Raw genomic sequence first — 24,451 nt, 5'->3', positions numbered from 1 at the left:
CAGATCCGCTGGCCGAACGGCTTCTGTTGCCCCAAATGCGAGCACGATGCGTTCTACTTTCTGGAAAGCCGTAAGCTGTATCAATGCACGCGCTGCAAGCATCAGGTTTCTGTTACCGCCGGCACGATTATGCATAAATCCCGTACGCCGCTGCTGACCTGGTTTTGGGCGATTTTTCTTGTGGCGCATGATAAACGCGGCGTTTCCGCGGTTTTCCTTTCGCGCGAACTGGAAATCTCCTACCCAACCGCATGGTTAATGCTTCACAAGATTCGCAAAGCCATGGGAGATCGTGATGCCCACTACCAACTGGCCGGTTTGGTCGAACTGGATGACGCGTTCTTCGGAGCGCCGACAGAAGGGGGTAAACGCGGTCGCGGCACGGAACAAACACCCGTACTGGCAGCCGTATCGCTGGACAAGAAAGGAGCGCCGCAATTTGTGAAAATGAAAGTCATCCCGAATGTCAAAGGCAAGACGCTGGTCGATTTTGCACGGCACCATATCGAGCCCGGTGCTACCATCAGCAGCGATGCCTACAGCTCGTATCGAAAGCTCGCAGAGGAAGGTTACGATCACCAGCCGCTCGAGTTTAACGTCAAGGAAAACCCCGATCATCTGAAATGGCTGCACACGATGATTTCCAATGCCAAAGCGTTTATCGGTGGTACCTACCATGGCTTGGCTTCCAAGCACCTGCAATCGTATTTGGATGAATTTTGCTTTCGCACCAACCGCAGACGGTTTGAAGGCCAGTTGTTCAATCGACTGCTGACAGCCTGTGTTTCAACCGACACCATCACCTACCAGAAACTCGTATCATGACCTTAGCGGAGCTAGCTTGATATTCAAATAAGAAATTTGCCCTCTCACCATCTGGCAATAATAACAGAATTCTCAGGAGAATGCTGAAAGATGATAAAAAAGAGGATTATACTTCTCGGCTATGTGGCGGCCATCATCGTGATCGTCATGAACAAAGATCCGATCCTTCGTTGGTTGGATGACGAAAGTGCTAATAATCTTCTACTGCTATTTGGTGCAGCTGTATTATTGGCCCTGATTCCTATTGTCCCTTATGGCGTTGTTGCCGGAATAATGGGGGCCAAATACGGCCCTTTTTGGGGAGGATTCCTGAATGTCATTAGCTCCACCCTTGCAGCCGCTCTGCTATTCTTGTCTGTGAGGACGGTTTTTCAGGAGCAGGGGAGAAGGCTTTTGTCAAAATACAAGCGAATGGACCGGTTTACGGAGTTGATGGAACGGAACGCGTTTCTCGCGGTTTTGACGGTTCGTCTTATTCCCTTTGTACCTGCTGCAGCTGTAAATATTTATACTGCAATCAGTCGAATGAGATTTGGACATTTTTTTACGGCTACGTTGCTTGGGAAAATACCCGTTATGTTTGTGTTTGCCGTCATTGGAGACCAATTGCTCTCCGACTTGCGTGATGTTCTTTGGACATCGTTGATCTATGTTCTCTTTCTTTCCGTAGTTTTTCTCATCTATTGGTTTTTCCGGAGACGATCAGACAACAAATCCAAGTCAGCCATTCAAGGTTAGACTATACCCCGCGCCTCCGGGCTCGATCCAAGCCATGCGCGGCTTTGATTTTCGACAAACATAAGGTTGATAGTGAGCAAAACGTATTCGGATAAGAGGGCGATGATGTGATCATCGGGTTGGTCGTGTCCTGCTGCAAAATACAAAAGACAGAGGTAAAAGAAGGGGCGGTTATTACCGATAATTATCAGCATGAAATAGCATAAAATCTGCAAAAAACATGGCCGCATTTTACTCGCAACCATGTTTTCGTTGACTTTTATGGAACCTGGATTGTATAGGGGACAATGAAGGTTTTACCTTTATGTTTAAACTGCCCCCATAACTTATAAATCCCGCTTGTCGGGAATGCTGTTCCAAATTTAGCCTGTGGTCCAGTTGCCTTTTCTTCTAGGGGGTGGTTATGAATGTATTTTTCTGCGTCGGCACTCAAAATAACGACGTGACCCACTGCACCTAAGTACGGTTCAAGGTTTGTAATCGGTTGTTTCGTACTGGCATCAAGAAAATTAAATGTCATGGTCAGTTCTTTCCCTGCCTGAAGCTGGTCGAAGGATAAAGATACTTCTTTCCCTTCAACGACTTTGGTTAAGTTAGTCTCCGGTGTAAGCGGTTGAGCGGCAGGAACATCCCCAGAGACTTTGACCCATTGACTTTCCATTTTCGCATCACCGCCCTCCGGGATAAAATCGGCGATGAGTTTATAGTCTCCCCCTGTTGGGAATTGAGTGCGAATTTGGAACAGCCCTTTTCCCTTGTAATCAGGATGGATATGATTAAAAAATGACAGATCTTTATTAACAACGATTAGATGCATTTGTTTTTCATGACTGACTTGAAATTTCTCAATCGGCTTCCCCGTATTATCCTGGATCTGAATGGAAATCTGTTCGTCTTTTCCGCTTTGCGGTGCAGAATCGGTAAATTTCCAAACGGCCTGAACTTGCGACGTATTGGTTGATTCTTTTCCGCCGGACGGCTGATTATGTTGATTATGGTCCATGCCCGGCATCGTCTGATCTTGCTTTGGTTTTTGAGCACAGGCTGAAAGCAGTACTACGGTCAAACAAATGACAAATAACCAGCGAAAGTTCACGTAAACCGACCCCTTATTTCGGTTGTTTTGAAAAAAGGGAGCAGTCGCTCCCTCTGCCATGATTAAGCAGCCATTTTTCTGCACTCGTCGGCACATTTTTGGCAAAGATCGGCACATTTTTGGCAATGTTCATCTTTGAATTTGCCGCATTCCGCGGCGCAAGCATCGCAAATGGTTGCACATACATTACAAATTTGCTTGGCATACGAACTATCCCGTGACATGAATTGAGATGCCAACGAGCATATGTCTGCGCAGTCCCGTAGTAACTGAATGCAGCGGACTCTTGCCTGTACATCGGGTTCATTCAAACAGGCGGTTAAGCAATGTTCACAAGCTTGAAGGCAGGCGTTGCAAGCATCGATACAAGTTTGATGTTGAGCTGTATGCATCATGACAGACATGAAACAAGCTCTCCTTTCCAAAAACTGTGATGGTGTTAAACACATCATTTAGATTTCCCAAGCGAACCTTCAATATTCGTCAGTATAGGACATCCAATCCGTATCTGGGGGGTATCATTATGGATGAACGTAAGAAAATCATACCTGCACTTCGCTACAATTGGTTGACATCATTTTACGATCCAATAATGCGTTGGACAATGCGTGAAGAGACTTTTAAACATCAGTAGGTGACACAAGCAAATATCAGAGACAGGCATCGGGTACTTGACCTTGGATGTGGGACGGGGACGCTTACACTTCTGATCAAAAAAATCCATCCGGAAGCCAAAGTGGATGGACTTGATGGGGATGAGAAAGTGTTGGAGATTGCCCGTCATAAAATGTCTAAGCTTCATTCCGATATTCAATTTGTTCACGGATTCTCGTTCGAACTGCCTTATCCGGAGAATGCGTTCGACCGGGTTATCTCCAGCTTGATGTTTCATCATTTGACGCGGGAAGATAAAAGCAAAACGTTACATGAGGTTTATCGGGTTCTGCGGCCGGGCGGAGAACTGCATATTGCCGATTGGGGCAAAGCCCAAAATGCTATCATGCGAACCGCATTCTTTTCTGTTCAATTACTTGACGGGTTCCTTACAACGACCGATCATGTAACCGGTGTGTTTCCGGAACTGATCCGAAAGGCTGGTTTTGCCGACGTCAAGGAGGAGAATCGATTCATGACGGTATATGGTACCCTTTCTTTATATAGCGCTAAAAAATTGGACTAATGTTACTTTGGAAAACGAAGGTAGACCGTTGTACCTTTGTCGCTTTCGATCCACACTGTACCGCCATGCGCCTCAACTAACTTCTTGACAATCGTCAGGCCGATTCCGGCGCCGCCCATTTTCCGGTTTCGTGATTTGTCCACCCGATAAAACCGTTCGAAAACATACGGCAAATCGTTCGGGGCAATGCCAGTTCCCGTGTCTTGTATAGCAATGAGAACCGTATCGTTTTCGTCTTGCACCTGTATTTTGACCTGCCCTTTTTCAGGTGTAAATTTGAGTGCGTTGGTTAAAACATTGACCAATACCTGTATGAAACGATCCCGATCGACATGCAGGCGGACAGAAAGATGGGGCATCACGTCGAGTCGAACGCCTTTTTCCATAAACGCAGCAGCTACAATGCCCAAACTTTGTTGAATGAGCGTCGATAGATCTTCCGGTTTACGCTGCAAGCGAAAATGAGGGGAGTCCATCACCGTTAATTGTTCCAAATCGGCGACTAATGCGATGAGACGTTCAGTTTCTTCGTAACAAGCTCGCAGCCGTGCAGGCGTCGGATCCCAGATTTGGTCCAGCATGGCCTGCATATGGCTTTTCAGAGTGGCGAGAGGCGTCCTTAATTCATGGGCGATGTCTTGTGTCATCGTGACACGTAATTTCTCTTGTTTCTGTAATTGTTCCGCAAGGTGATTTAAAGCTTTCCCAAGATCGGCGAGTTCGTCGTTGCCTCGGATGCTTGTCCGAACCGTAAGCTTTCCTCGTGTGATTTGTTCCGCCGCGTTTTTCATTTCCACGAGAGGTGCTGAAAGACGTTTGGCAACATAAAGGCTGATCATGATGGACAGAAGGACGGCTCCAACTAAAGTCCACATCATCGATTGAAGCAGAGCTTGTTCCAGATGGTAAGCCAGCCCCGGCAGGCTGTGATCCATCCCGTACTGGTCTTGGTACAATCTAAAATGATAATGGGTTCCTGCCATGAAGCTGATTCCCGCAATAAGCAAAATTCCCGATGCAACCCCGATCAAAAGCAGGGATAGGCGAAATTGCAACCCGCGTTTCATTATACACCTCCGACAAATCGATAACCTTTCCCATAAACGGTATGAATGTACTTCGGTTGTTTGGGATCGGGTTCAATTTTCTGGCGCAAATTTTTGATGTGCTGATCGATGGCGCGAGCATCCCCTTCGAAATCGAAGCCTAGAACTTTCTCCACCAATTCTTCGCGGGTAAACTGCCGCAGCGGGTGACGAGCCAGGACGAGCAGCAGTTTATACTCGCTTGGGGTCAAATTAACCGGTTCGCCGCGAGAAAACACTTCATTACGGGCCGAATCGATAACCAATTCGTCATTGTGAAACGAGATTCGGTCTGCTAACAAGTAATGATCATCTGTCCGGCGCAGAATGGCCCGGACCCGGGCCACCAACTCGCGGGGATCGAATGGCTTCGTCATATAATCATCAGCACCAATAGTGAGCCCCTGTATCCGGTTTTCTTCGGCAACTTTGGCGGTAAGCATCAGAATGGGAACGGATGAAAGTTTGCGTATCGTTTGACAAACCTGTTCGCCGGGAAAATCCGGCAGCATCAAATCAAGGATGACCAGATCGATCGGAGCGTTTCGTACCATTTGTAACGCCTCCGTCCCTGTACCGGCTTCCAAAGTGCGAAACCCGTCTTTTTGCAAATAAGAAACCACCACATCACGTATTTTGTCTTCGTCATCTACCATTAAAATCGTCTTCATCATTGTTTCACCCTTGTTAAGCATTTTGTATTATTATGACAAAAAGTACAGACTAACACGAGGAGGGAGTTAAACTTGTGCAATTATATATAATTATACTACAATATGTAGTGTTATGATAAAATGATGCGGGAATGTTTTTATCCTTGCAAAATGTTTATTTATCAGAATGGATCTGGAAGGAGATTTGCTTTGTGATGAAGTTTCTATTTATTGGCTCGTCCGTTCTGTTTGTCTTATTTTTATACTTCTTTTTTTCATTCCATACAAAAGCGAAGCAACTGAGCAATGCCAAAAAACAGGAAGACCGCGAGAAGAGGCTTCAATTCGCAAAAAAGGCTAACAGTTTAAAATGGGCATGGATCGTAGCTCTGATCGGTGTCCTTATAAGCGGTGTCTTCACGCTGCAAAGTAAAGGAGCAAAGACAATAACCATGCCCCACCTTCATGGATTGGGTTATTCTGCAGATGGACAGCGAATCATGATTCCTTCTCATGATGGGCTGAAAGTGTATTCGCAAGGAACGTGGTCGGAAGCATCAGGAGAAAAGCATGATTACATGGGATTCACGACCGTGAGTAACGGGTTCTATAGCAGCGGACACCCGGCGCCCGGGTCAAACATGAAGAATCCGTTAGGAATCGTGAAAAGTTCCGACGAAGGAAAAAGTCTTGAACATCTTGATTTATACGGGGAAGTTGACTTTCATCTCTTGAATGCCGCCTATAATACACACACTCTGTACGTCTTTAACCCGGAACCGAATACACGTCTCAAAACGGCGGGTTTGTATTATACGAAGGATGAAACGAAAACCTGGACCAAATCTGAGATGAATGGTTTGACCGATGAGCCTGTTGCATTGGCGGTCCATCCGACCAACGATGCGATCGTGGCGGTTGGAACTAAAAAAGCATTGTATCTTTCGAAGGATAGCGGAAACCTTTTTGAGAAAGTGGCAGATTTGCAAGTGACAGCTCTTTCTTTTAATCAGCAGGGGGCATTGTTTGTTGGTGCCTATAAGCAAAACGGCGAACTTTATGAGATGGATCCGGCAACAAAGCAAATGAAGGAGATAACCATTCCTGTTCTCGTTGAAGACGCCGCAGCTTACGTTGCACAAAATCCGGTCAACGATAAAGAGCTCGTTTTCGCTACGTATAAAAAAGATGTTTATTTATCCAAGGACAAGGGAATCAATTGGACAAAAATTGCCGATCAAGGAAAAGGGATGTGAGGGGCGCGATGAGCGAAGGATTCGACCATTAACTTTCGTTTGTAAGGAAAAGAAACGCTTTACTTCTTACGCGCCGCATTGGTCGCCGCGGCAGCGGTTTGGATCTATTACAAAAAGCGGAAACGCTTTTCGAATAAAGGAAGTGCATCCGAATGAACGATTGTTGTCAAAGTTCAGCGACTTCTCAACGGAGCGTTATGCGATGTCCTATTTGTAACTTCAAGAGAAAAAGTGTGCAGCTTATCACGCTGAAAGCTTTGCTTATTCCATCTGCTTTGGAAAGACTCGATCCGGAAGCGTCATTTGCCTTTTGCCCCAATTCCTCGTGTTCTGTTGTGTATTTTACAGAGGGTTCACTTTTTGACAAAGGGGATCTAAAAGTTCCAGTGTTTCAGAAGGATGAAGCGCCCAATGTTTTCGTTTGTTACTGTTTCGGGTGGACGAGAGAAAAGCTTTTCCAGGCATCTCAGCAAAATGTCAATCCCATTGATCAAATTCGCGGGCACGTCCAAGCTAACCGCTGTGGCTGTGAGGTTAATAATCCGCAAGGCAGTTGTTGCTTAGGTAACGTCACCGAAATTGTCAATCAATGGTTGGGGAAGATCGAAAAGGCTTAACAAAGAAGGTCGAGGCAAGAAAAGGAATGCTCGGTGCACAAAATGATAATCCTAATGATGGGAGGTATGTATCATGATGGACGGATCAATGATGATGGATGGTTCCATGATGGGCATGATGTGTATGATGATGGTGCTCGGTTTGCTTTTGTTGATCTTAGCTGTTGGCGTATCTGTTTACGTGGTTGTCCGCTTGTTAATGAGGAAAAGCAAGGTGGAAGATTATCCCCTCATGATATTAAAAGAACGTTATGCCAAAGGTGAACTCAGTGATGAAGAGTTCGACCATAAACGTAAATTATTAGAAAACTCCGACAAGGCAAGATAATAGAAGAATATGCAGAACTACGGGAAAGGGGCTTCTCATCAGAAAGTAGGAATAGGCCTCAATTTCTTATGCAACCGATACTGAACATGCAAAAAGGGAACGGATGAGCGTCCGTTCCCAGGGGGATCAAGTAAGAACAATTTGAATATTATTCAGGCTTGTTACCGGCTTTCGGATCTGGAACAAAGTCGGTTTTATAGTCCGTATACTTCAATTCTGTCACCATGCCGGCCGATGCATGATGCAGGTCGTGGCAGTGGAACATCCAGTTGCCTTCATTGTCTGCTTCAAACGCTACGACGTATTCTTCACCCGGTTTCAGATTCAACGTATCTTTAATGACTGGCGAACCCTCCAAAGGTTTGCCGTTTTTGCTTAGCACCTGGAAGAAGTGGCCGTGCAGGTGCATCGGATGGTCGTCGGTCTTGGAGTTGTTCACGAGACGAACTTTGACTGTATCACCTTTTTTGACTTTAATCGGTTCGGTTTCCGGGAATGTTTTTCCGTTGATGGTATAAACCATATCGCCATTTTTCATTTCCGTATTCAGATTCATCGTGTATTCCATCGTGTACTTCTGATCAAGGGTAAAGTTCATTTTTCCGGCTTGACCATAACGGGTTAGATCGACAACCGGTAGTTTTTCTTTGTCGTTCGGTTTATCCGAACCTGCGGCAACCCCTTCATAAGCGATTACGGCTTTCATCCCTGCAACGGCCTTGTTTTCGCCATGATCTTCAATCAGCCACTGACCGGGATTGTTGGCTTCAAATTCAATATCGTAACGTTCCCCTGGTGCAATCGTGACGACACTATCTTTGAGTATACCCGGATTGTGAATCGGCTGGCCATCCGATGCAGTAATTTTAAACTCATGTCCGTGAAGGTGGATTTGATGAGACAGGTAACCGGCATTAATGAGCCGTATTCGTACTTTTTCCCCTTGTTTTACGGGCAGTTTGTCCACGAGCGATCCGGATTTGCCGTTAACCGTGAACAAATCGTACATGCTCATATCATGTCCCATATTCATTTGACTATGATCCATCGAATTGCTGCCTTTGTTATTCGAATTCCCCATATTCATTTTGCTGTGGTCCATGTTGGACATATCCATTTTAGACATGTTGCCGCCGGACATATTCATATCAGACATGCTCATGCCGGTACTCATCCATTCATCCAGGACGAGCGTATAGTCGCGGTCTACTTTGGTTCCATCTTTCGGTTCCACGATAAACGAACCGTACAATCCTCGGTCTAGCTGGTTTACGCTGTCTTGGTGGGAATGATACCAGTATGTGCCAGGTACGTCCGCTTTAAATGTATAAGTGAACGATTGTCCGGGTTGAACCGCGTTTTGTGTAACGCCCGGAATACCGTCCATCGCATTCGGAACCGGAACCCCGTGCCAATGAATAGTCACCGGTTCAGGCAATTCATTTTTAAGGTTGATTTTCACGGTTTCCCCTTGTTTTACACGAAGCTCCGGACCAGGAACGGAATTGTTGAACGTCCAGACCGGCAGCGTTATTCCCGGTGCAAGTTCTTGATTGCTCGTTTTTGCTGTAAGTGTAAACTCTTTACCGGTTAACGTTGCAACTTTCACTGTGGTGCTAGTATTCGTTGGTTGTTGGGCCGCCGATTTATCATCCATGTTCAATTTTGAATGATCCATGCCGCCCATCGAACCACCGCTGGAGTTAAAGCATCCCGTCAATAAAACGGCAATGGCGCCAACAACAGCTGCGCTTTTCAATTTCCAACCGGTTTTCATGGTTATCCCCCATTCTTTTTTTATTTTGTACTGTGGTCTCTTCATTTCGATCATAAAGCAAAAGTGTGTAGAACTTGTGAGCACGGACAAGAAAGTTTCGTTATGTTGACAGCGACAATTTTTGTATACTACAATTTGTAGTGTAAGGGTGTGAAGAAAATGAAAATTAAAAAATTCAATATGCATGAATCCGGGTTGAATCATTTTTTCGGACCGCTTGAAGCGCGTATTATGGAGATCGTTTGGGCTTCTAAAAGTATCACGATCAAGGAAATGCAATCCATTTTAAACCAGGAAAATCCGATCTCTTTCAATGCGGTAATGACCGTCATGAGCCGCTTGCAGGAAAAGGGGCTTCTGAAGAGAACAACGACCGGCAAAGGAAGAAATCGGGTTACATCTTTTGAAGCTGTACTGTCCAAAGAACAATTTCTCGCGGAACAAACAAAAGCCGTCACTCACGGACTTATTGAGGAATTCGGAGGACTTGTTGTCAATCATATGATCGATGCCTTGGACGATGTCGATCCGGAACTGATTTCCAAGCTTGAACGGAAAATAAACGAAATGAAAAGCAGGAAACAGTCATGAAACCCGAAACGAAAGTCAAGTGGGTTTACGCCGTGATGCTTCTGTTCGGGTTGCTCATGCTATTGCAAATGGGGATGTATGTAGCCCATCAAATCTGGAACATACCGCTTCGATGGAATATTATTCAATACTGCGTAACCGCAATCGGCGAAAAATCGTCAGGACATGTTTGGGTGAAGCTGGTATTCAACTTGGTTATCGTCTACACTGTGGGCAAAATAGCTTGGCGCATCGGAAAGCAGTGGGTTTTAACCCGTAAATGGCTGTGCAGATTTCGCGAGGCACAACATCAAAAATTAACAAAGCGGTTGAATAAGAAATATCGTCATTGGAATACCGAGTTTATCGTTATTGAGGATCATGCTTTTCTCGCTCTCGCTCTGGGAGTGTGGAAACCGAAAATCATTGTATCCTCGGCGCTGTTCGACTTGTTTGATGAACGCGAAGTTCGGGCCATTCTGCTGCACGAGTGGTACCATTGCCGTAACCGCGACAATCTGAAGTTCTTCCTTTCGAAGTTAATGGTCGATGCATTTGGGTACTTACCCATCGTGAAATCGACCGCCCAATATTATCAGACATGGAAAGAACTGCTGGCTGACCGTTTCGCGGTGAAACAAATGGGAACCGAAATTGACCTCGGCAACGTATTGTTGACATTGGCGAATCACAGTAAACTGGTTCAATACCGCGCGGCGGGTGTCTATTTTGCGAATACCGCGATCAATTATCGGATTCAGCAGCTATTGGAACCGCAAAAAACAGTTGAAGTCCCGTTGACACTATACCGGCCATTGTTTTTATCTTCTTTGACGTTATTTTTGATGAGCAGTCTACTGTTTGGCGGGTGTTCATAAGCCCGCCTTTTTCTTAAACAAAACACTACAATTCGTAGTATAAATGAGAGGGTTGCTATGAATGCTGCTGATTTAACGGTATGGATCGTGTTCGGTGCAGGCTTTTTATCATTCATTTCACCTTGTTGTCTTCCCCTTTACCCTTCGTATTTATCTTATATCACGGGGGTTTCGGTTAAAGATTTGCAGGAGGGCAAAGGGCTGCTTCAAAAGCAGGCATTTTTGCACACCTTGTTCTTTATCATCGGATTTTCGATCATCTTTTTCGCCTTGGGACTATCGGTCAGCTTCGTAGGGAATTTGTTTTCCGGCAATCGGGATCTGATCCGGCAATTGGGGGCCATTATGGTCGTTGTCATGGGACTGATCATGCTCGGTGTATTTAAACCTAAATTATTTCTCAAAAATGCGCGGTTTGAATGGAAACGGAAACCTTTTGGATATTTGGGTTCCATCTTGGTGGGCGTCACTTATGCGGCTGGATGGACGCCATGTGTCGGACCCATTTTGGCTGCCGTTCTGGCGTTAGGAGTAAGCAATCCCGGCCAGGCGGTGGTATATACTTTTGCCTATACCGTCGGATTCTCTCTTCCATTTTTTGCTATGGCTTTTTTTATAGGAAAGCTGCGTTGGATATTGAAATATTCGAACGGATTCATGAAAGCCGGCGGAGCTTTGATGATATTGACGGGGATTTTGCTGTATACGGATAAAATGACGCAAATTACGATCTATCTGATCAAGCTATACGGTGGATTTACCGGATTCTAAGGGGGAATGAGAATGTATTCGTTTTTCAGCAAAATCAGTTCCTTCTTAAGCGAACCGTTCTTAGGTGCAGCACATTCGAATATTGCTTTTTTGGCCGCGCTGTTTCTTGGATTTGTCGGTTCAGTGGCGCCCTGCCAGATCTCGGCGAATGTCGCCGCGATCGTGTATTTTGGCAACCGTCAGGCACAAGCCAAGCTTTCCTGGTCGGAAACGGTTATGTATCTTTTAGGGAAAATCGTGCTATTCAGCTTATTTGGCGTATTGTTCTGGTTTTTCGGACAGCAAATTTCCCGCGACTTTATTCCGCTATTCGCATCTGCGAGGAAACTGTTAGGACCATTGCTGGTCGTCATCGGCTTATTTTTGCTTGGGCGGGTGCGACTTCCTTTTCAGTTGGGTGCTCGTTTTTCCTCGTTTATGCGAAACATTGCCGATCGGGTAGGGGGTAAAGGCGGTGCATTTTTGATGGGGATTGCATTTTCGGTCGGCTTTTGTCCGACCATGTTCGTCTTGTTCTTCGGTTCACTCATGCCGCTCGCTATGCAAACTTCATATGGCGGTATTTTACCCCCCGTTTTTGCGATAGGGACAGCCATGCCGTTCCTGCTACTTGCCGCGCTCACCGTAGGTTTCGGCTTTGATCGTATCATGGTGAAACGGGCCAAACGTTGGGGGATTCGGATTCAAAAAATAGCCGGTGTATTGTTTGTCATTTTAGGCGTAAGCGACACATGGACGTATTGGACATTCTGAAGAATGGAGGGAGGGTCATGAAAAAGCAATGGTTGGTGCTTGCAGCCATTATCGTTCTTGCAATTGTTGCCCTCTTTCAAACTTCGCCTGCCAATCGCGAGGAGCTGCCTAAAAAAGGGTATAGAGCGCCGCAGTTTGCATTGCCGGCTCTGGATGGTCAAACGTATTCGCTGAGAAAATTGGACGGCAAGCCTGTCGTTCTGAATTTCTGGGCATCCTGGTGCGGGCCGTGCCGGATCGAAGCTCCGGAATTGGTACGGCTTTATGAAAAATATAGAGGAAAGATCGAAATTTATGCGATTAATGTGACAGCTAGCGATTCGGTTGAAGGTGCCAGGGCTTTCGCAGATGAATACGGTTTTTCGTTTCCCGTCCTGCTGGACGATAAAGGAGAAGTTTCGCAAAAATACGGTATTCAGCCGATCCCGACGACATTTTTTGTGGGCGGGGATGGCGTGATTGTCGATCAGGTGATCGGACTTGTTGACCCACAGTCGATGGAAGCTAAATTCAAAAAACTGTTGCCATAAGGTTTGCTTACCGAGCTCATCGACAAAAAAGTGTGGAGGGAGATACGTTGCCGAACATCTTGCAGTTGGGTCCTTTTATGATCAGGATGGATTGGGTCGTGCTTGCGGTTTCCGGATTCGCAGGATATGCCGCCATGCAATGGAAATGGAAGCGGTCCGATATACATGATCGACTCTTTCTCGAACCTTTGGTGAACGCTCTGCTTATCATATTTTTCGTTTGGAAAATGAGTCCGATCTTACTTTCACCGTCTCTCTTACGGGAGCACCCGTTATTATGGCTGACGGTACCCGGAACCGATATCGGATGGTGGTTTGGGCTTGCCGTTGCTGCATTGTATTTGTACCGAAGTTGGAGGAAAATCGGCGTGCCATGGCGGTTGGTTGGGGATATGTTATCGTTTGGGGCCATTGTCGCGGTTTTGGTACACAACCTGCTCAGCTGGCAGTATGGAATGCCCACTTCGCTTCCATGGGGGATTTCGATTGAAAATCCTGAGTTTAAGTACCATCCCGTCAATATATATCGCTTGATCATCACCTTGCCAATGTTGCTATGGTTATGGCGGAATGCTCTTCTCATGGGCACGGGAAAGTGGCTGTTAAACACACTGACGTATTACGGTATGGGATTGATGGTGGTGACGTTCTTTGATACAAAAACAGAGTTTATTTTCAGTTTCTCAGGGGAACAAACCGTATATCTTCTGATGATGTTGTTGGGAGTTGGATTATCCGTCTTCTTAAGAAAGTAAAGCCGACAAGCGATGCAAGTGAAAAAAGAGGAAAGGGAGGAGAAGCAGAATGATGCCGCAGGGATATTACCTTCTGATACGCGAAATGTTGCTTCTGACCCGATCGGACCTGAAAATTCGCGCGAAGAAGAAAGGAGACTGCTTCAAAACAATTCGTCCGGGAGGAGGTGGTCAAATGGACTGGGCTTGGTTGCTGGCACTCGCTTGTCCCCTCATGATGCTGATCATGATGAAGGGAATGCACGGGAACAAAGGAAACCGGAGTGAGCATGGAAACGCTGAGATGGACGCACTAAGAAAACAGAATGCGGAACTGAGTCGTCAATTGAACGAACTCAAAAACAAACAAAGTTATTAATGGTTTCAGGGGGGACGTGATCCCTCCTTTTGTATCGGGATTCATGTCACAATGAACGAATTCTCGATCCCGTTATGGATGGGGCGATAGCCAGAAGGAATCGTTTGATGAAAATACATGGCATCAACGATTTACTCCATGGGGGTTAAGAGAATCTGGTCGAAAGTAAATAATGAAAAAGCGCTCGACTTTCCCGTTATGGAGAGTTGAGCCTTTTTTATTGGATTTAAAAAAGTTCTATATGAAATAGAACCTTCGCGGAAAAAGGTTCTATAAAAAGTTCCAACTTATCCCATTATGAGGCGGGAAGTACAATGTAATTGCAAAGGCACTCACCGGTGAGCCTGTTGTCAAAAAGAAGATAAAGGATGGATGACAGGTGAAAGATGACCAAAACGGGAAAAAGGATGATAGGAAGAAAAAGCGGACGCCATACGGAAAAGTGGAAAGATGGTTGACGAAATATCCGTCCTGGAAAACGCGAATCGAAACGCTGAAGGCTCAACTCGAGCATATTCCAGGACTGACTCAGCGATTGGACCTTGTGCCGATTTACGGAAAAGGGCAGCCCAATGAAAGCATACCGAATGAGATCATACGTCGGTTCCAGATCAGGGAAAAGGAGCTTCCGCGATTGGAACTGCGGGTGAAGCTCATCGATATTCCACAACGAGTTGCATCGCCCCCAACTGCTGTCGGTCGATTAAGGGTTGATAGAGAACGGTGACCTTCAATCGACCCTCTAGCTTATTGACTTCCTTCAGGAAGAAAGGAGCGTGTGGAGATTCGGAAGGGGATGTGCCGTTGTTACTTATCGGACAAGAACGTGTCGGCAGCGGTCGACGCTTATTTGATCGGATGAATTTCGATGGCCGTAACCCGTTGCGGGCCTAAACGGCCTTGGTCTGTAGAGGGCATTTCGGGGGAAGTGGACTCAGTAGACAACCACGCACTGGCCAAATCCGTACGTTCTGGATTTCACGAACCCTCACTGACTTTAGGGGCGCCAGCTCCGTGTCCGACAAACCACTTAACCTAAATGAAAATGGTTATTTAAAAATATGTGGAGAATGTTCCCAGCTTAACAACTCATTTCGCTAACGGGTACGTCAGATCAATGATTTTAAACAACTTTATCTCTGACCCGACCTGTATCATAGGTCGGGTTTAATGCATTTTTGGAAACCATAAACAACAACTTTATTAAAGAACATGGATACGAATACGTTACTCCAGTCCTGCTCCGGCTGATTAAATAAGGTACGGGTTTCCTCACCACCCATTAATCCGAGAAAGGAAGGATAAACTCGGTCACTCTATTGTTCACAGACGGGTCCCGGTCAGCGCCCCTGTCATTCAATCGGGATTGAAGTTGCTGCAAATGGGCAAGGGATCGCGGTGGTGTGGCTACCAACATTTCTTCAAACCACTGCGCCGGCAGAGTCTCATCATCTACAAAGTGTGCGCTGGAAAACACCTTATATTGTAAAATCGGTGCCCGTACAATGGATTCCAAAACTCCCTCTTCACTATCAAGATCAAATAACTTATAGGTTCCCTCGGTGGTCAAGCCTCCAAAGATTAACTGAAAGGAGTTCTGCTCATTCCTTAACAGTTCCCGATTTGTTTCTAACCACTGATTAAGCCTAGAATTACGAATAATACCGATCCTCGAAAAGACGGTACTTAGAAACGCTGTTGCATCCATTATGGCTATTGCCGTGTCCGCGGCGCCTGTGATCGAATAGAACCCATTGATCCCTACCGAAAATATTTTTACAGTGTCCTCGTCAAGAACCTGTCCACAGCTACCGTCAGGGGTAAGCCTAGTCACTCGGCGGTCTGCTGTGACCGATAAGAATAAATCTGTCATGACGGCCGAGATAAAAGTCATTTGGAGCTCCCAACTTTTCTTAGTGCCGCTCTTGTTTAAATTCTACGAGTTCCAGCCAACCAGTAAAGTCCGGAACTTGATCGGGATGTCGCCACCAGGCATCTGTAACATTCGTCTCTGCCCGCCCGCAGAATAACGCATAGTTCATCTTTCCGGTCAGGCTGCTCTTGTAACGCACCCCATCATAACCGAGTTTCCGGATGTATTCACACAGAATCTGGGTCGGCACATACTCGATTGGGGCCTCCTTGGTTGAAATCGGCCGTGAAACCTCCTCAATAAAATTTTCTACAAAGTGAGAGGCCCAGTTATAGTCATGGTCGTAATTAGGGTCGAAGACACTTCGCACTCCGAGTACCACCTTGTGACTAAGGTCCACGATGGTAAGGTCCAGTTTAGTCCGAAATTTCCCCTGCAGCACCCTGTCCCTTCGCTTCACACGAACTTCCTCCAAGCACGTAGCAATATCCTCCGCTCCGTAAAAGTAGGATATGCCGGATGGATTCATCCGGAGTGGGATCGCCTTATTCCGCGGAGGGGGCCCGCACTCCAAGTGCCGGGTCGCTTTTAACACTCTTCCGTCCCCTGGCTTCATGATCCGTGCACGCCATATGTCCGTGCCCTGAGGCAGCGTCGTAGCCATCCCTCGAATAATCGGTAGGAAACGTGCTAATGCGGATTCCCGGTATGGGGCAGCGCCCATATCGAAGTACCGGCAGATATGCTTCACATAATAAGTAAAATCGGACCAGGAAAGGGTTAGTGGATTATCGTCTCCGGATACAAAGAAAGCATCCTTGAGAACGATGGGAGCGTCACCACCCTCCCATTCGTCATCTGCCCCCTGGGCGATGTCTCTATAGGACGGACCGCTTTCTTTAAACAGGTCACCCAATATCTCCCCAATTTTACCCTTGTTATCCAACTCTTCCGAAAATATCTCTTCCTCAAAGATTAGAACATCCTCAATGGTCGTGGAAATGGATCGCAAGGCATGAAAGGGGACATCATCCCGAGTCGCATTAGTATAGCCGAGCGCAAGCCTCTCTCGAATGAAGTCACCGACATCCCCAACGTCGGCGACCCAGACCTGTTTATTCCCTTTCATGTTACAGTAATCACATTCCCCCTTTTTACGAGCTTTCCGAATGGTAGCCTGGATAAAATCGTTGGTGAAACAGTGCACGCAACATACCTTCGACATAAGGCCCCCCCTTCTTCCATAAATTGTTGGCGTGAGTTCTCAGCTTTATACGGCCTCTGATTTCTTTTCCAGTAGGGTACTGAAGACGATATATATCTTTACGAAAGAGTCTGTTTAACAAGTCACTAATAAGAATTTTATGTATATTTAAAAGACTGGCAGTTCTTTATCCTTCCGCAATCGCTCTTTCAATGACCTTGGACGTTATGGTAAGACTTGGCGTGTCAACGATAGGCTGTGATTCACCTTCAAGGCGCCGAATCATTTCTTCGATTTCCGGTTTATGCTTTCGGCACCGTTCCACATGGTATTCATCGTCCGCGGGGCAATACTCCAAAACGCCGCGCAGAATCCTAGCTTGTGTCGTCAGCTTCCGAAAGAATTTTCATAAACCGTTCCCAATACATTGATTAGGTTCAATATCCAGCCCGTAGTACATAGGGTAGAATTCGGTATGACTTATTTATGAAAAGCCAACAAGATATCCGCCATCAACGCCAACATACCAATTAACAACCCGCATAACATCAAAGTTGGATAACAAGCTCTTCGCCCCATTTAACCGTTTAACTAAATTATATAAAGTGCTATATTTATTGTAAATTTTTTATTTCTATGCGATAGGATGTGAGAAAGAATGAAATCAACCAGCAAAAATATGACCGATGCAGCAATGAAGAAGAGTGAAACTGCGATTCGTCAGGCATTTCATGCTGTGGATAGTGCCGAGTTTACTGCAGAGATAGCCATACATGATAGCGAACCATCGGCCACACTCATTAGTAATGTATCTGTTGAATTCTTGATCGGAAAACTATCCTCAATAAGAATTAGTTGTAAAAATGATAATGATGCAGATATTTACAGAGACAAGGGGCTTTCAAAACGATACTCTGTTGAGCAAGCCAAATTGATGTACAAAGAGTATAAAGACTTCCAGAGCACCTATAAAGAATTAACTGTAAAACCAATTATGATAAAGACATACATTACGATTCGCTTACGAAAGAAGGGGTAGTCATTAATCATATGAAATCGTTACGCTAACGGAGACGTTTGTTCAATGATTTTAAACAACTTTATTTCTTGCCCGGTCCACCTCATAGGTTGGGTTTTCTGCCTTTTTGCGACCTCTTAAACAACTTTACTATCAAATAACATTTTCATCGATATAGTAGTTTGGTTATTGGAAAGGAATCAGATGTTAGATATGATGATGGGAGCAACTTCTGAATAAAGTTAGCGAGGGTATCCGATGCTTCGAAATATACCGTCAATCTCAGCCTTCACTTTATCGCAAATCGAAAAACTCAAAATTGTCATTTCACAAGGTGTGGAACTGGTAACTACACAGTTGGCCTGCGGCCGCTTATCGCTGACAAGCGAAGCCTCTCTTCAACTACATATGGGAATGATCCTTCAACAGATTGGCGATACATACTGTTTTTCTAAAAGCGAATCTTTCCATGTCGCGTTAGAGGTTCCCTTTACTTCGGCAACAACACTTATGAAAAGTAAGACCAAGAAGGCGCTGATCGATCTCGTTGTTACCTTTCAAGATTTGCAGCATCCTGAACAAACTGTGACGGCTGCCATTGAGTTAAAGCATTATCAAGCAAAAAATCAACGTGAACCGAACAATCGATATGACGCGTTCATGGATCTCAATAATCTTGAAGCTTATGTGGCCGCAAAACAAGCTGACATAGGGGCCTTCATACTGATCACGGATCATATTCATTACACCATAAAGCCGAGATCTTTACAGACCAACGATTTTGACCTATCCCATGGTGCGACCTACAAGCATGGAACTGTCCTTACTTATCGCACGGAGAAACCATATGGGGAACCAATTCGGCTGAACCGGGATTATTATTTTGAATGGAAGGAGGCCGGCGATTATTATGAATTGCTTCACTGGATTGAATAGCGATTGCAAATTGGATTGAAACTTAACAAGGTGTGCACCGTTTAGGTGTAAATCCTGCCTCGGCCAATGCAGTGGACCAAGACCTTTTGCTGTCTTTGAAAAATTTGAGAATCGTAGCGGAATGAAGCCGCGACACTTCTTTAGCAGCGTATTGCTGATTTTCCTTTTGATTAATCGTGGTTCAGGCAACGGGAAACGTTAACTCAATAAATAAACTATGCTTCTGACCCGGCGCGTTATCATTGGCCGGGTTTGCTGCATTTTGTGCAACGATTTTAAATCAACTTTATTATGTTGGTAGGCTGGAATGGGGCTTCCAGCGGCTCTTTCATTTCCGACAGTTCCAGAAGGAAGCTCTCATTTAGCGGTTTCTTGGTGAGCGTTGCCCTTATCATTCGCTACAGGCAAACAAGGTTCCATAATGCTTCGAACCCTTTCGAGGGTAAGCAACGTTGACTGGACTGCCCTATAGCAGCTCCTACCTTTGATTGCCATAGACTGTCTCCACCTTCAAGTTAAATCGCTGCCGAATTGGATCAATTCTGGGCAGAGTTCTTTCACGTGCGGGTACTTTCATTAGTCATAGTCGCCGTATCCTATTACTCAGTTAGGATCAACTGACACCATTGTAAATTTTGGCCTTCGATATACGGAATTATTCTTTTTGCTTGAAAACAAGTTTTCCTTAAATGAGATCGGAGGAAATTACTGTAATTTGTCGAAATAGTAGTGCAATAAAACTATGTTTCCGAGGTGAAGTCCTTGATATTCGTTGGTGGTATACACGGTGTCGGCAAAACAAGCTGGTGCAAAGAAAGGTCTGCTCATGCAGGTATAGCTCACTACTCAGCAAGTACGCTAATAGCTCAAGAAAGAAACGATTCCTTTACAAGCGACAAGAGAGTGGATCAAGTTGAGGAAAACCAACTGTTGCTTCTATCCGCCGTGAGGCGTACCCGCGCGTCCCAGAAATTTTTATTAGACGGGCACTTTTGTCTTGTGAACAAAAAGAATGAGATTGAAAGGGTGCCGTACCAAACATTTGCAGATCTTAATCCATCTGGACTAATCCTTCTAAAGGATGCCGTGTGTTCCATTTACGAAAGATTAGGTGCTAGAGATGCTCAGCATTATGACCTTTCATTTCTAGAGAAGTTTCAAAATGAGGAAATAGAGTACGCACAATACGTGTCGGAAAAATTGCATTGCCCTGTTTGTATTATTACTCCGACCGATACGTTTGATTTGAGCGGTTTCGTAAGCGAATGTTTCAAGGAGGGCACCCGATGAGCGGAATACTGGAACGGAAGAAGTTTAGAGAGGTTAATCTGAACGACCCCTTTTTTGATTCTCTTAAATCCGATTATCGGGAATTTGCAGCTTGGTTTGAACGGAAGGGAGATGAAGAGGCATATCTGTATTACGAAAACGGGTTTATTCAAGGCTTTCTTTATTTCAAAGTTGAATCAGGACCCATTACAGATGTAGAGCCCGTCATTACCGGTAGACACCTCCTGAAGATAGGTACGCTCAAAATAAATCCACACGGTACGCGCTTAGGCGAACGCTTTATCAAAAAGGCCGTCGATTATGCAATTGTGATGGGTGTGGAACAGTGTTACGTCACTGTATTTGAAAAGCATAAGGCCCTCGTGGATCTGTTTGAAAAATATGGGTTTTCGCGCCATGGAGTAAAGGTAACAGTAAACGGAACTGAGTTGGTGTTTGTAAAGTCTCTGACCACATTTACGGGCGACATATTAACGGATTATCCTTTGATTTCGATAAAAGGGAATAACAAATACATTCTTTCGATTTATCCTCAATATCATTCCGTCATGTTCCCGGATTCTATCTTAAGAAATGAGAACGTCAACATCCTTGAAGATGTCTCATACACGAATAGCATTCACAAGATCTATGTGACCAGGATGAAGGTATATCCTCTGGTAAGAGGAGATATATTGGTCATGTATCGAACCAAGGATGAAGGAAAAAAAGCAGAGTACAGCTCTGTCGTCAGCTCAATATGTGTAGTGGAAGAAGTCCGTTACCAAACCGAATTTGAAAATTTTGAAGCGTTTTATTCTTATGCCACAAAATATAGTGTATTTGATCGAAATGATTTACAATATTGGTATAACCGAGGCGGGTGCTATACAATAAAGATGACCTATAACGCAGCATTAAGCAAACGATTGATTCGCCAGAAGCTTATTGAGCAGATTGGGATTGACCGCGACATTTATTGGGGCTTCTTTCAAATCACGGATGAACAGTTTGTTCGTATACTAGAAGAAGGTGGAGTACTTGAAAGTATTGTTATCGATTAGACCGGAGTTTGTGGAGCAGATTGTAAACGGTAAGAAGCTCTTCGAATACCGGAAGCGGATTTTTAAGAAAGAGGTTGAATCCGTCATCATTTATTGCACGAAGCCAGTAGGGATGATTGTCGGGGAATTTACATTCGATCATATTTTATCGGATACTCCTCAAGCGCTATGGGATCAAACTCACAAGCAGTCGGGAATTTCTGAAGACTTCTTCAAGCAGTATTTTTCAGATAGAGAAACCGGATATGCGATTCAAATTAAGGAATATCGGGAATATGAGACCCCTGTTCAACCTGAAGAGGTTTTTGAACATTTCGTAGCCCCGCAGTCGTATCGCTATGTTGCAGATGAGGAATGGAAGGAACTTCAGTTAGTGTTGTAATGTTGAATGACCAAGCGGCTTCAGCCAAGGAATTCTTTCGGCTGGGGCTTTTATTTTTTGAACATTTCCCGTTAAATCAATGTGAACAGTTAGCCGGCATCGCTGTTGGCAACACTGATATGAAATGGGTTTGGGCTAGTACCTGATCAAACAAAACGAAGCAGGAGTGTGGCTTTAATGAAGCAAAGGGCAGGGATGCTTGAGGATATTTTAATAAGAGTCACTATTGTTATGTTATTTGGTTTTGGTGTAGGGATGATTAGTATTCAGGAGGATTGGAGAAAAGCAATTGAGGCGATCGGTATCGGTACGTTAATGTTAGCGATTTACTTAATGGGCAGAAAGATAGATGGATTCATGAAGGATGATGATGAGCTTTAGGAAGTTGTCTGCGCCGTTTGCATCAAAGGTATATATTTTAAGATTAGTGGGGGAAGGTCTATCACAAAATATCTAAAATACGATATACGTATAAAATATATTATAAGGGATATTCTAGTGATAGAAGAATCTATGAAGGAGTTGTTCTATGGGAATGAATAGACATTTAATGAGAAATGGGTGTGCGAAAGTGACGGCACGAGGCATTATTTTCAAGGGCGCCAGGTTTACGTGCCCAACAGCAATCAGAGATCAGTGGTTCGAAAAAGCTGCCTTTGAGAAAGAGTGGCGGGTAAAGATTGTATATACCCTCAACAAGAATTTATCAGCAATTTACGTCGTAGAAGATAATGGCGACTTGGAAAAGTGCAACCGAATAGATGACAGCAGGACGCCTTCGGATGTTAAACTTCAGCTTTATTTTCAGAGTATTCAGAAACTTAAAGCATTGCGGAAAATGCAAAATAACGAGGCGTATAGAATAAACCGAGATAAGCAAAGGTGGGAAGATGGAAGAATTAATTGAAGATGTCGAACAAATCATCAGCGTTTACAAGTTGAGCATTGAAAGAGAGAAGAAGTACTATGATTACCCGTTCACAAATAACCCGGATCATTATTACAAACTTATGATGCTGCAGAAGACATTAGAGGTTTGGACAATCTGCCTGGGGAAAATCCTGAAGTACAAAAAACATAGATGGGGACCGGTAGAGCCAAGAAGAAGCAAGGAGTTCGCTAACAGGATTAACATCGAAAGGAACGGCGTGCCCGGATTTGTGACTCCATGTACTCTTGACGCAATGTTGACCTTTATGAAGCGCTTAGAGAGTAGAGTCGAACAACTGGAAGGCATCTCTGTATAGAGGGAGGCTCGAGATCTCATGTCTCCCCCTATTCACGATGCGCTTCATCAGATGAAAATGAAACATGAGAATGGAGATGGAACGATGATTTTTAAGATTACAGAAGAGATGCTTCAGAAAATACAAGTTTGGGATTCATGCAAACCTGTTGACGTTACAGGCGCTAAATTCGCTTATACCTTCATTCCCACTGGACTTGGGTTAATCATCGAGGTGCGATGTGATATATGTAAAAGGGTCCTGGATCTAACAGAAGATTGGTGATGAGCTGGCAGACCTTAAAACAGCTGAGAATCCTGATCCATATTGGACTGAGAATTAAGCGGTTCTTCTATAACCCCGCAAGCATCTTCGTTGCTTCTGGTAAGAATGGCTTCAATAATGGTGGCGATCAGTTTCTTATCTTTAGGGGCAATTTCATTACCATCTACAGTTAGTGGAATACCAGAGCTTAACAATTTAAGGAGATCCCATGTCGATCCTTTCACAAAAGAATAGTCAATTGCAGGCATCAAGGAGATTTGCCCGAATGGATCCCGAAAATGTGGTTCGGGAAAATTGCTTAACCCAAGCAAGTAGTCTGCCGAAACCTCAAAGGCATTAGCTAATGCGGTAATTTGCTCTGGGTCTGGATTTCCTTTGTTGCGTTCCCAATTAGAAATAACGTGTTTCGTTGTGTCGATCTTTCCGGCGAGTTCTTCTTGAGTCCACCCTCTAGATATACGCGAGGTTTTAATTCTTTCTCCTAATATTAACATAAATCCCCCTACCCATAATCTGCTTAACTGAATACAAAACTGAAAAGTAAAGTGAACACTTTACTTAATGGTAACATAATACGTTGGAGTTGTAAATTAATCGACTAAATGGTGTTGACAAGTCGATTTAGTATCGTTTATCATCAAAGTCAATCGTAAATCGTTTTAATGCGTTGCGATTGTAAATAGGGCTTGCTGAACGAACAAAAAATCCTTATTCCACAAGGGATTTGAGCTACTTTTGTCGAATTTATCTGCAAGGAAAACATAGAAAATTGGCAAAAAACCTTGCAGATGGAGTGAGCGAACGTGTTCGTGCCGAATCGGGATATGGCAGATCTGTTGGAAAATTTCTACTTACCCTTTGGCGGGAAGCTTAATCCTGGGAATCGCTGGGTACAGCTTGCCGCACTCATCCCTTGGGATAAAGTGGAAGAGAAATACTTCCAATCCTTCTCATCGATCGGCATCGGTCAAAAAGCATATTCGGTTCGCATTGCACTCGGTGCCCTCATCATCAAGGAGCGCCT

General features: G+C 44.7%; 31 protein-coding genes. 23 read left to right on the top strand and 8 right to left on the bottom strand.

The features are described 5' to 3' along the window. Positions 1–825 (top strand): IS1595 family transposase (locus G485_RS26600; RefSeq protein ID WP_035156343.1); only part of this gene is annotated, 825 nt, incomplete at its 5' end. A gap of 90 nt (positions 826–915) precedes the next feature. Beyond that, a complete protein-coding gene (locus tag G485_RS0114615; protein ID WP_027093166.1) occupies positions 916–1,563 on the top strand; it encodes a TVP38/TMEM64 family protein in 648 nt (215 codons plus the stop codon). Between the two features lie 259 nt (positions 1,564–1,822). Here G485_RS0114615 and G485_RS0114605 read toward each other — a convergent pair whose 3' ends face one another. Together G485_RS0114605 and G485_RS31645 are read right to left on the bottom strand one after the other, a co-directional pair. Beyond that, positions 1,823–2,659 (bottom strand): hypothetical protein, encoded by an 837-nt coding sequence (locus G485_RS0114605; RefSeq protein WP_027093164.1) that lies wholly within the window; start codon positions 2,657–2,659, stop codon positions 1,823–1,825. Positions 2,660–2,721: 62 nt separating this feature from the next. Beyond that, positions 2,722–3,051 (bottom strand): four-helix bundle copper-binding protein, encoded by a 330-nt coding sequence (locus tag G485_RS31645; RefSeq protein ID WP_476695854.1) that lies wholly within the window; start codon positions 3,049–3,051, stop codon positions 2,722–2,724. A 242-nt stretch (positions 3,052–3,293) separates the two neighbouring features. Between G485_RS31645 and G485_RS26595 the strand changes: the two genes are divergently transcribed. Then, the gene (locus tag G485_RS26595) at positions 3,294–3,839 is read left to right on the top strand and encodes a class I SAM-dependent methyltransferase (protein WP_240489157.1); all 546 of its coding nucleotides are present in this window, start codon (positions 3,294–3,296) and stop codon (positions 3,837–3,839) included. A 2-nt stretch (positions 3,840–3,841) separates the two neighbouring features. Here the strand turns inward: G485_RS26595 and G485_RS0114595 are convergent, their stop codons facing one another. Together G485_RS0114595 and G485_RS0114590 are read right to left on the bottom strand one after the other, a co-directional pair. Beyond that, positions 3,842–4,906 carry a sensor histidine kinase gene (locus G485_RS0114595; protein WP_019007636.1) on the bottom strand — a complete coding sequence of 355 codons (1,065 nt, stop codon included), beginning with the start codon at positions 4,904–4,906 and terminating at the stop codon, positions 3,842–3,844. Continuing rightward, positions 4,906–5,595, bottom strand: coding sequence for a response regulator transcription factor (locus G485_RS0114590; protein ID WP_019007637.1), 690 nt, complete (start codon positions 5,593–5,595; stop codon positions 4,906–4,908). Before G485_RS0114590 ends, G485_RS0114595 begins: the two co-directional genes overlap by 1 nt. Before the next feature lie 197 nt (positions 5,596–5,792). Here G485_RS0114590 and G485_RS0114585 point away from each other — a divergent pair, with 197 nt between their 5' ends. The 3 genes from G485_RS0114585 (at position 5,793) to G485_RS0114580 (ending at position 7,778) form a co-directional block, all read left to right on the top strand. After that, on the top strand, positions 5,793–6,833 hold the full coding sequence (locus G485_RS0114585) for a F510_1955 family glycosylhydrolase (protein ID WP_051318296.1): 1,041 nt from the start codon (positions 5,793–5,795) through the stop codon (positions 6,831–6,833). Positions 6,834–6,985: 152 nt separating this feature from the next. Beyond that, positions 6,986–7,450: a putative iron-sulfur cluster-binding metallochaperone gene (locus G485_RS29160; RefSeq protein ID WP_084423318.1), complete on the top strand. Its 465-nt coding sequence runs from the start codon at positions 6,986–6,988 to the stop codon at positions 7,448–7,450. A gap of 73 nt (positions 7,451–7,523) precedes the next feature. Further along, positions 7,524–7,778 (top strand): SHOCT domain-containing protein, encoded by a 255-nt coding sequence (locus tag G485_RS0114580; protein ID WP_019007639.1) that lies wholly within the window; start codon positions 7,524–7,526, stop codon positions 7,776–7,778. A 148-nt stretch (positions 7,779–7,926) separates the two neighbouring features. On the opposite strand, the gene G485_RS0114575 is transcribed toward G485_RS0114580, so the two are convergent. Then, the gene (locus G485_RS0114575; RefSeq protein ID WP_027093162.1) at positions 7,927–9,555 is read right to left on the bottom strand and encodes a multicopper oxidase family protein; all 1,629 of its coding nucleotides are present in this window, start codon (positions 9,553–9,555) and stop codon (positions 7,927–7,929) included. 159 nt (positions 9,556–9,714) lie between these two features. On the opposite strand from G485_RS0114575, the gene G485_RS0114570 reads away from it, so the two are divergent. The 8 genes from G485_RS0114570 (at position 9,715) to G485_RS26590 (ending at position 14,897) form a co-directional block, all read left to right on the top strand. Continuing rightward, entirely contained in the window at positions 9,715–10,146 is a 432-nt protein-coding gene (locus G485_RS0114570; protein WP_027093161.1) for a BlaI/MecI/CopY family transcriptional regulator, read from the top strand. Beyond that, complete coding sequence (locus tag G485_RS0114565; protein ID WP_027093160.1) at positions 10,143–11,003, top strand: M56 family metallopeptidase; 861 nt, start codon at positions 10,143–10,145, stop codon at positions 11,001–11,003. The genes G485_RS0114570 and G485_RS0114565 overlap by 4 nt, the downstream gene beginning before the upstream one ends. A 57-nt stretch (positions 11,004–11,060) precedes the next feature. Continuing rightward, complete coding sequence (locus tag G485_RS0114560; RefSeq protein ID WP_027093159.1) at positions 11,061–11,774, top strand: cytochrome c biogenesis CcdA family protein; 714 nt, start codon at positions 11,061–11,063, stop codon at positions 11,772–11,774. A 12-nt stretch (positions 11,775–11,786) separates the two neighbouring features. After that, a complete protein-coding gene (locus G485_RS0114555) occupies positions 11,787–12,527 on the top strand; it encodes an urease accessory protein UreH domain-containing protein (RefSeq protein WP_019007644.1) in 741 nt (246 codons plus the stop codon). Positions 12,528–12,544: 17 nt separating this feature from the next. Continuing rightward, on the top strand, positions 12,545–13,057 hold the full coding sequence (locus G485_RS0114550) for a TlpA family protein disulfide reductase (RefSeq protein WP_027093158.1): 513 nt from the start codon (positions 12,545–12,547) through the stop codon (positions 13,055–13,057). Positions 13,058–13,104: 47 nt separating this feature from the next. Further along, on the top strand, positions 13,105–13,812 hold the full coding sequence (locus G485_RS0114545) for a hypothetical protein (RefSeq protein ID WP_027093157.1): 708 nt from the start codon (positions 13,105–13,107) through the stop codon (positions 13,810–13,812). Positions 13,813–13,861: 49 nt separating this feature from the next. Further along, the gene (locus G485_RS30970) at positions 13,862–14,170 is read left to right on the top strand and encodes a DUF2933 domain-containing protein (RefSeq protein ID WP_240489155.1); all 309 of its coding nucleotides are present in this window, start codon (positions 13,862–13,864) and stop codon (positions 14,168–14,170) included. Between the two features lie 379 nt (positions 14,171–14,549). Continuing rightward, positions 14,550–14,897 carry a hypothetical protein gene (locus tag G485_RS26590; RefSeq protein WP_035156338.1) on the top strand — a complete coding sequence of 116 codons (348 nt, stop codon included), beginning with the start codon at positions 14,550–14,552 and terminating at the stop codon, positions 14,895–14,897. 555 nt (positions 14,898–15,452) lie between these two features. Here the strand turns inward: G485_RS26590 and G485_RS0114530 are convergent. Both G485_RS0114530 and G485_RS0114525 read right to left on the bottom strand, forming a co-directional pair. After that, entirely contained in the window at positions 15,453–16,064 is a 612-nt protein-coding gene (locus tag G485_RS0114530; protein WP_027093155.1) for a hypothetical protein, read from the bottom strand. Between the two features lie 19 nt (positions 16,065–16,083). Next, positions 16,084–17,268, bottom strand: a complete 1,185-nt coding sequence (locus tag G485_RS0114525; protein WP_027093154.1) for an RES family NAD+ phosphorylase — start codon at positions 17,266–17,268, stop codon at positions 16,084–16,086. A gap of 637 nt (positions 17,269–17,905) precedes the next feature. Here G485_RS0114525 and G485_RS0114520 point away from each other — a divergent pair. The 8 genes from G485_RS0114520 (at position 17,906) to G485_RS0114475 (ending at position 23,163) form a co-directional block, all read left to right on the top strand. Then, the gene (locus G485_RS0114520; protein ID WP_027093153.1) at positions 17,906–18,286 is read left to right on the top strand and encodes a hypothetical protein; all 381 of its coding nucleotides are present in this window, start codon (positions 17,906–17,908) and stop codon (positions 18,284–18,286) included. Positions 18,287–18,523: 237 nt separating this feature from the next. Continuing rightward, positions 18,524–19,201, top strand: a complete 678-nt coding sequence (locus G485_RS0114515; RefSeq protein WP_051318295.1) for a hypothetical protein — start codon at positions 18,524–18,526, stop codon at positions 19,199–19,201. 753 nt (positions 19,202–19,954) lie between these two features. Further along, a complete protein-coding gene (locus G485_RS31520) occupies positions 19,955–20,491 on the top strand; it encodes an ATP-binding protein (RefSeq protein WP_084423317.1) in 537 nt (178 codons plus the stop codon). Beyond that, positions 20,488–21,534: a GNAT family N-acetyltransferase gene (locus G485_RS0114500; RefSeq protein WP_027093151.1), complete on the top strand. Its 1,047-nt coding sequence runs from the start codon at positions 20,488–20,490 to the stop codon at positions 21,532–21,534. The genes G485_RS31520 and G485_RS0114500 overlap by 4 nt, the downstream gene beginning before the upstream one ends. Beyond that, positions 21,512–21,916 carry an ASCH domain-containing protein gene (locus G485_RS0114495; RefSeq protein ID WP_027093150.1) on the top strand — a complete coding sequence of 135 codons (405 nt, stop codon included), beginning with the start codon at positions 21,512–21,514 and terminating at the stop codon, positions 21,914–21,916. Before G485_RS0114500 ends, G485_RS0114495 begins: the two co-directional genes overlap by 23 nt. 177 nt (positions 21,917–22,093) lie before the next feature. Beyond that, a complete protein-coding gene (locus G485_RS0114485; protein ID WP_027093149.1) occupies positions 22,094–22,297 on the top strand; it encodes a hypothetical protein in 204 nt (67 codons plus the stop codon). 148 nt (positions 22,298–22,445) lie between these two features. Next, complete coding sequence (locus tag G485_RS0114480) at positions 22,446–22,823, top strand: hypothetical protein (RefSeq protein WP_027093148.1); 378 nt, start codon at positions 22,446–22,448, stop codon at positions 22,821–22,823. Then, complete coding sequence (locus G485_RS0114475) at positions 22,807–23,163, top strand: hypothetical protein (RefSeq protein ID WP_027093147.1); 357 nt, start codon at positions 22,807–22,809, stop codon at positions 23,161–23,163. The genes G485_RS0114480 and G485_RS0114475 overlap by 17 nt, the downstream gene beginning before the upstream one ends. A gap of 278 nt (positions 23,164–23,441) precedes the next feature. Here G485_RS0114475 and G485_RS29155 read toward each other — a convergent pair whose 3' ends face one another. Beyond that, positions 23,442–23,921 (bottom strand): helix-turn-helix domain-containing protein, encoded by a 480-nt coding sequence (locus G485_RS29155; protein ID WP_084423316.1) that lies wholly within the window; start codon positions 23,919–23,921, stop codon positions 23,442–23,444. A gap of 330 nt (positions 23,922–24,251) precedes the next feature. Between G485_RS29155 and G485_RS0114460 the strand changes: the two genes are divergently transcribed. Next, positions 24,252–24,451 (top strand): transposase (locus tag G485_RS0114460; protein WP_035156347.1); only part of this gene is annotated, 200 nt, incomplete at its 3' end.

It is taken from the genome of Cohnella thermotolerans DSM 17683, assembly GCF_000429825.1.
Classification (GTDB): Bacteria; Bacillota; Bacilli; order Paenibacillales; family Paenibacillaceae; genus Cohnella; species Cohnella thermotolerans.
This window is presented reverse-complemented; position numbering and strand designations above follow the sequence as displayed.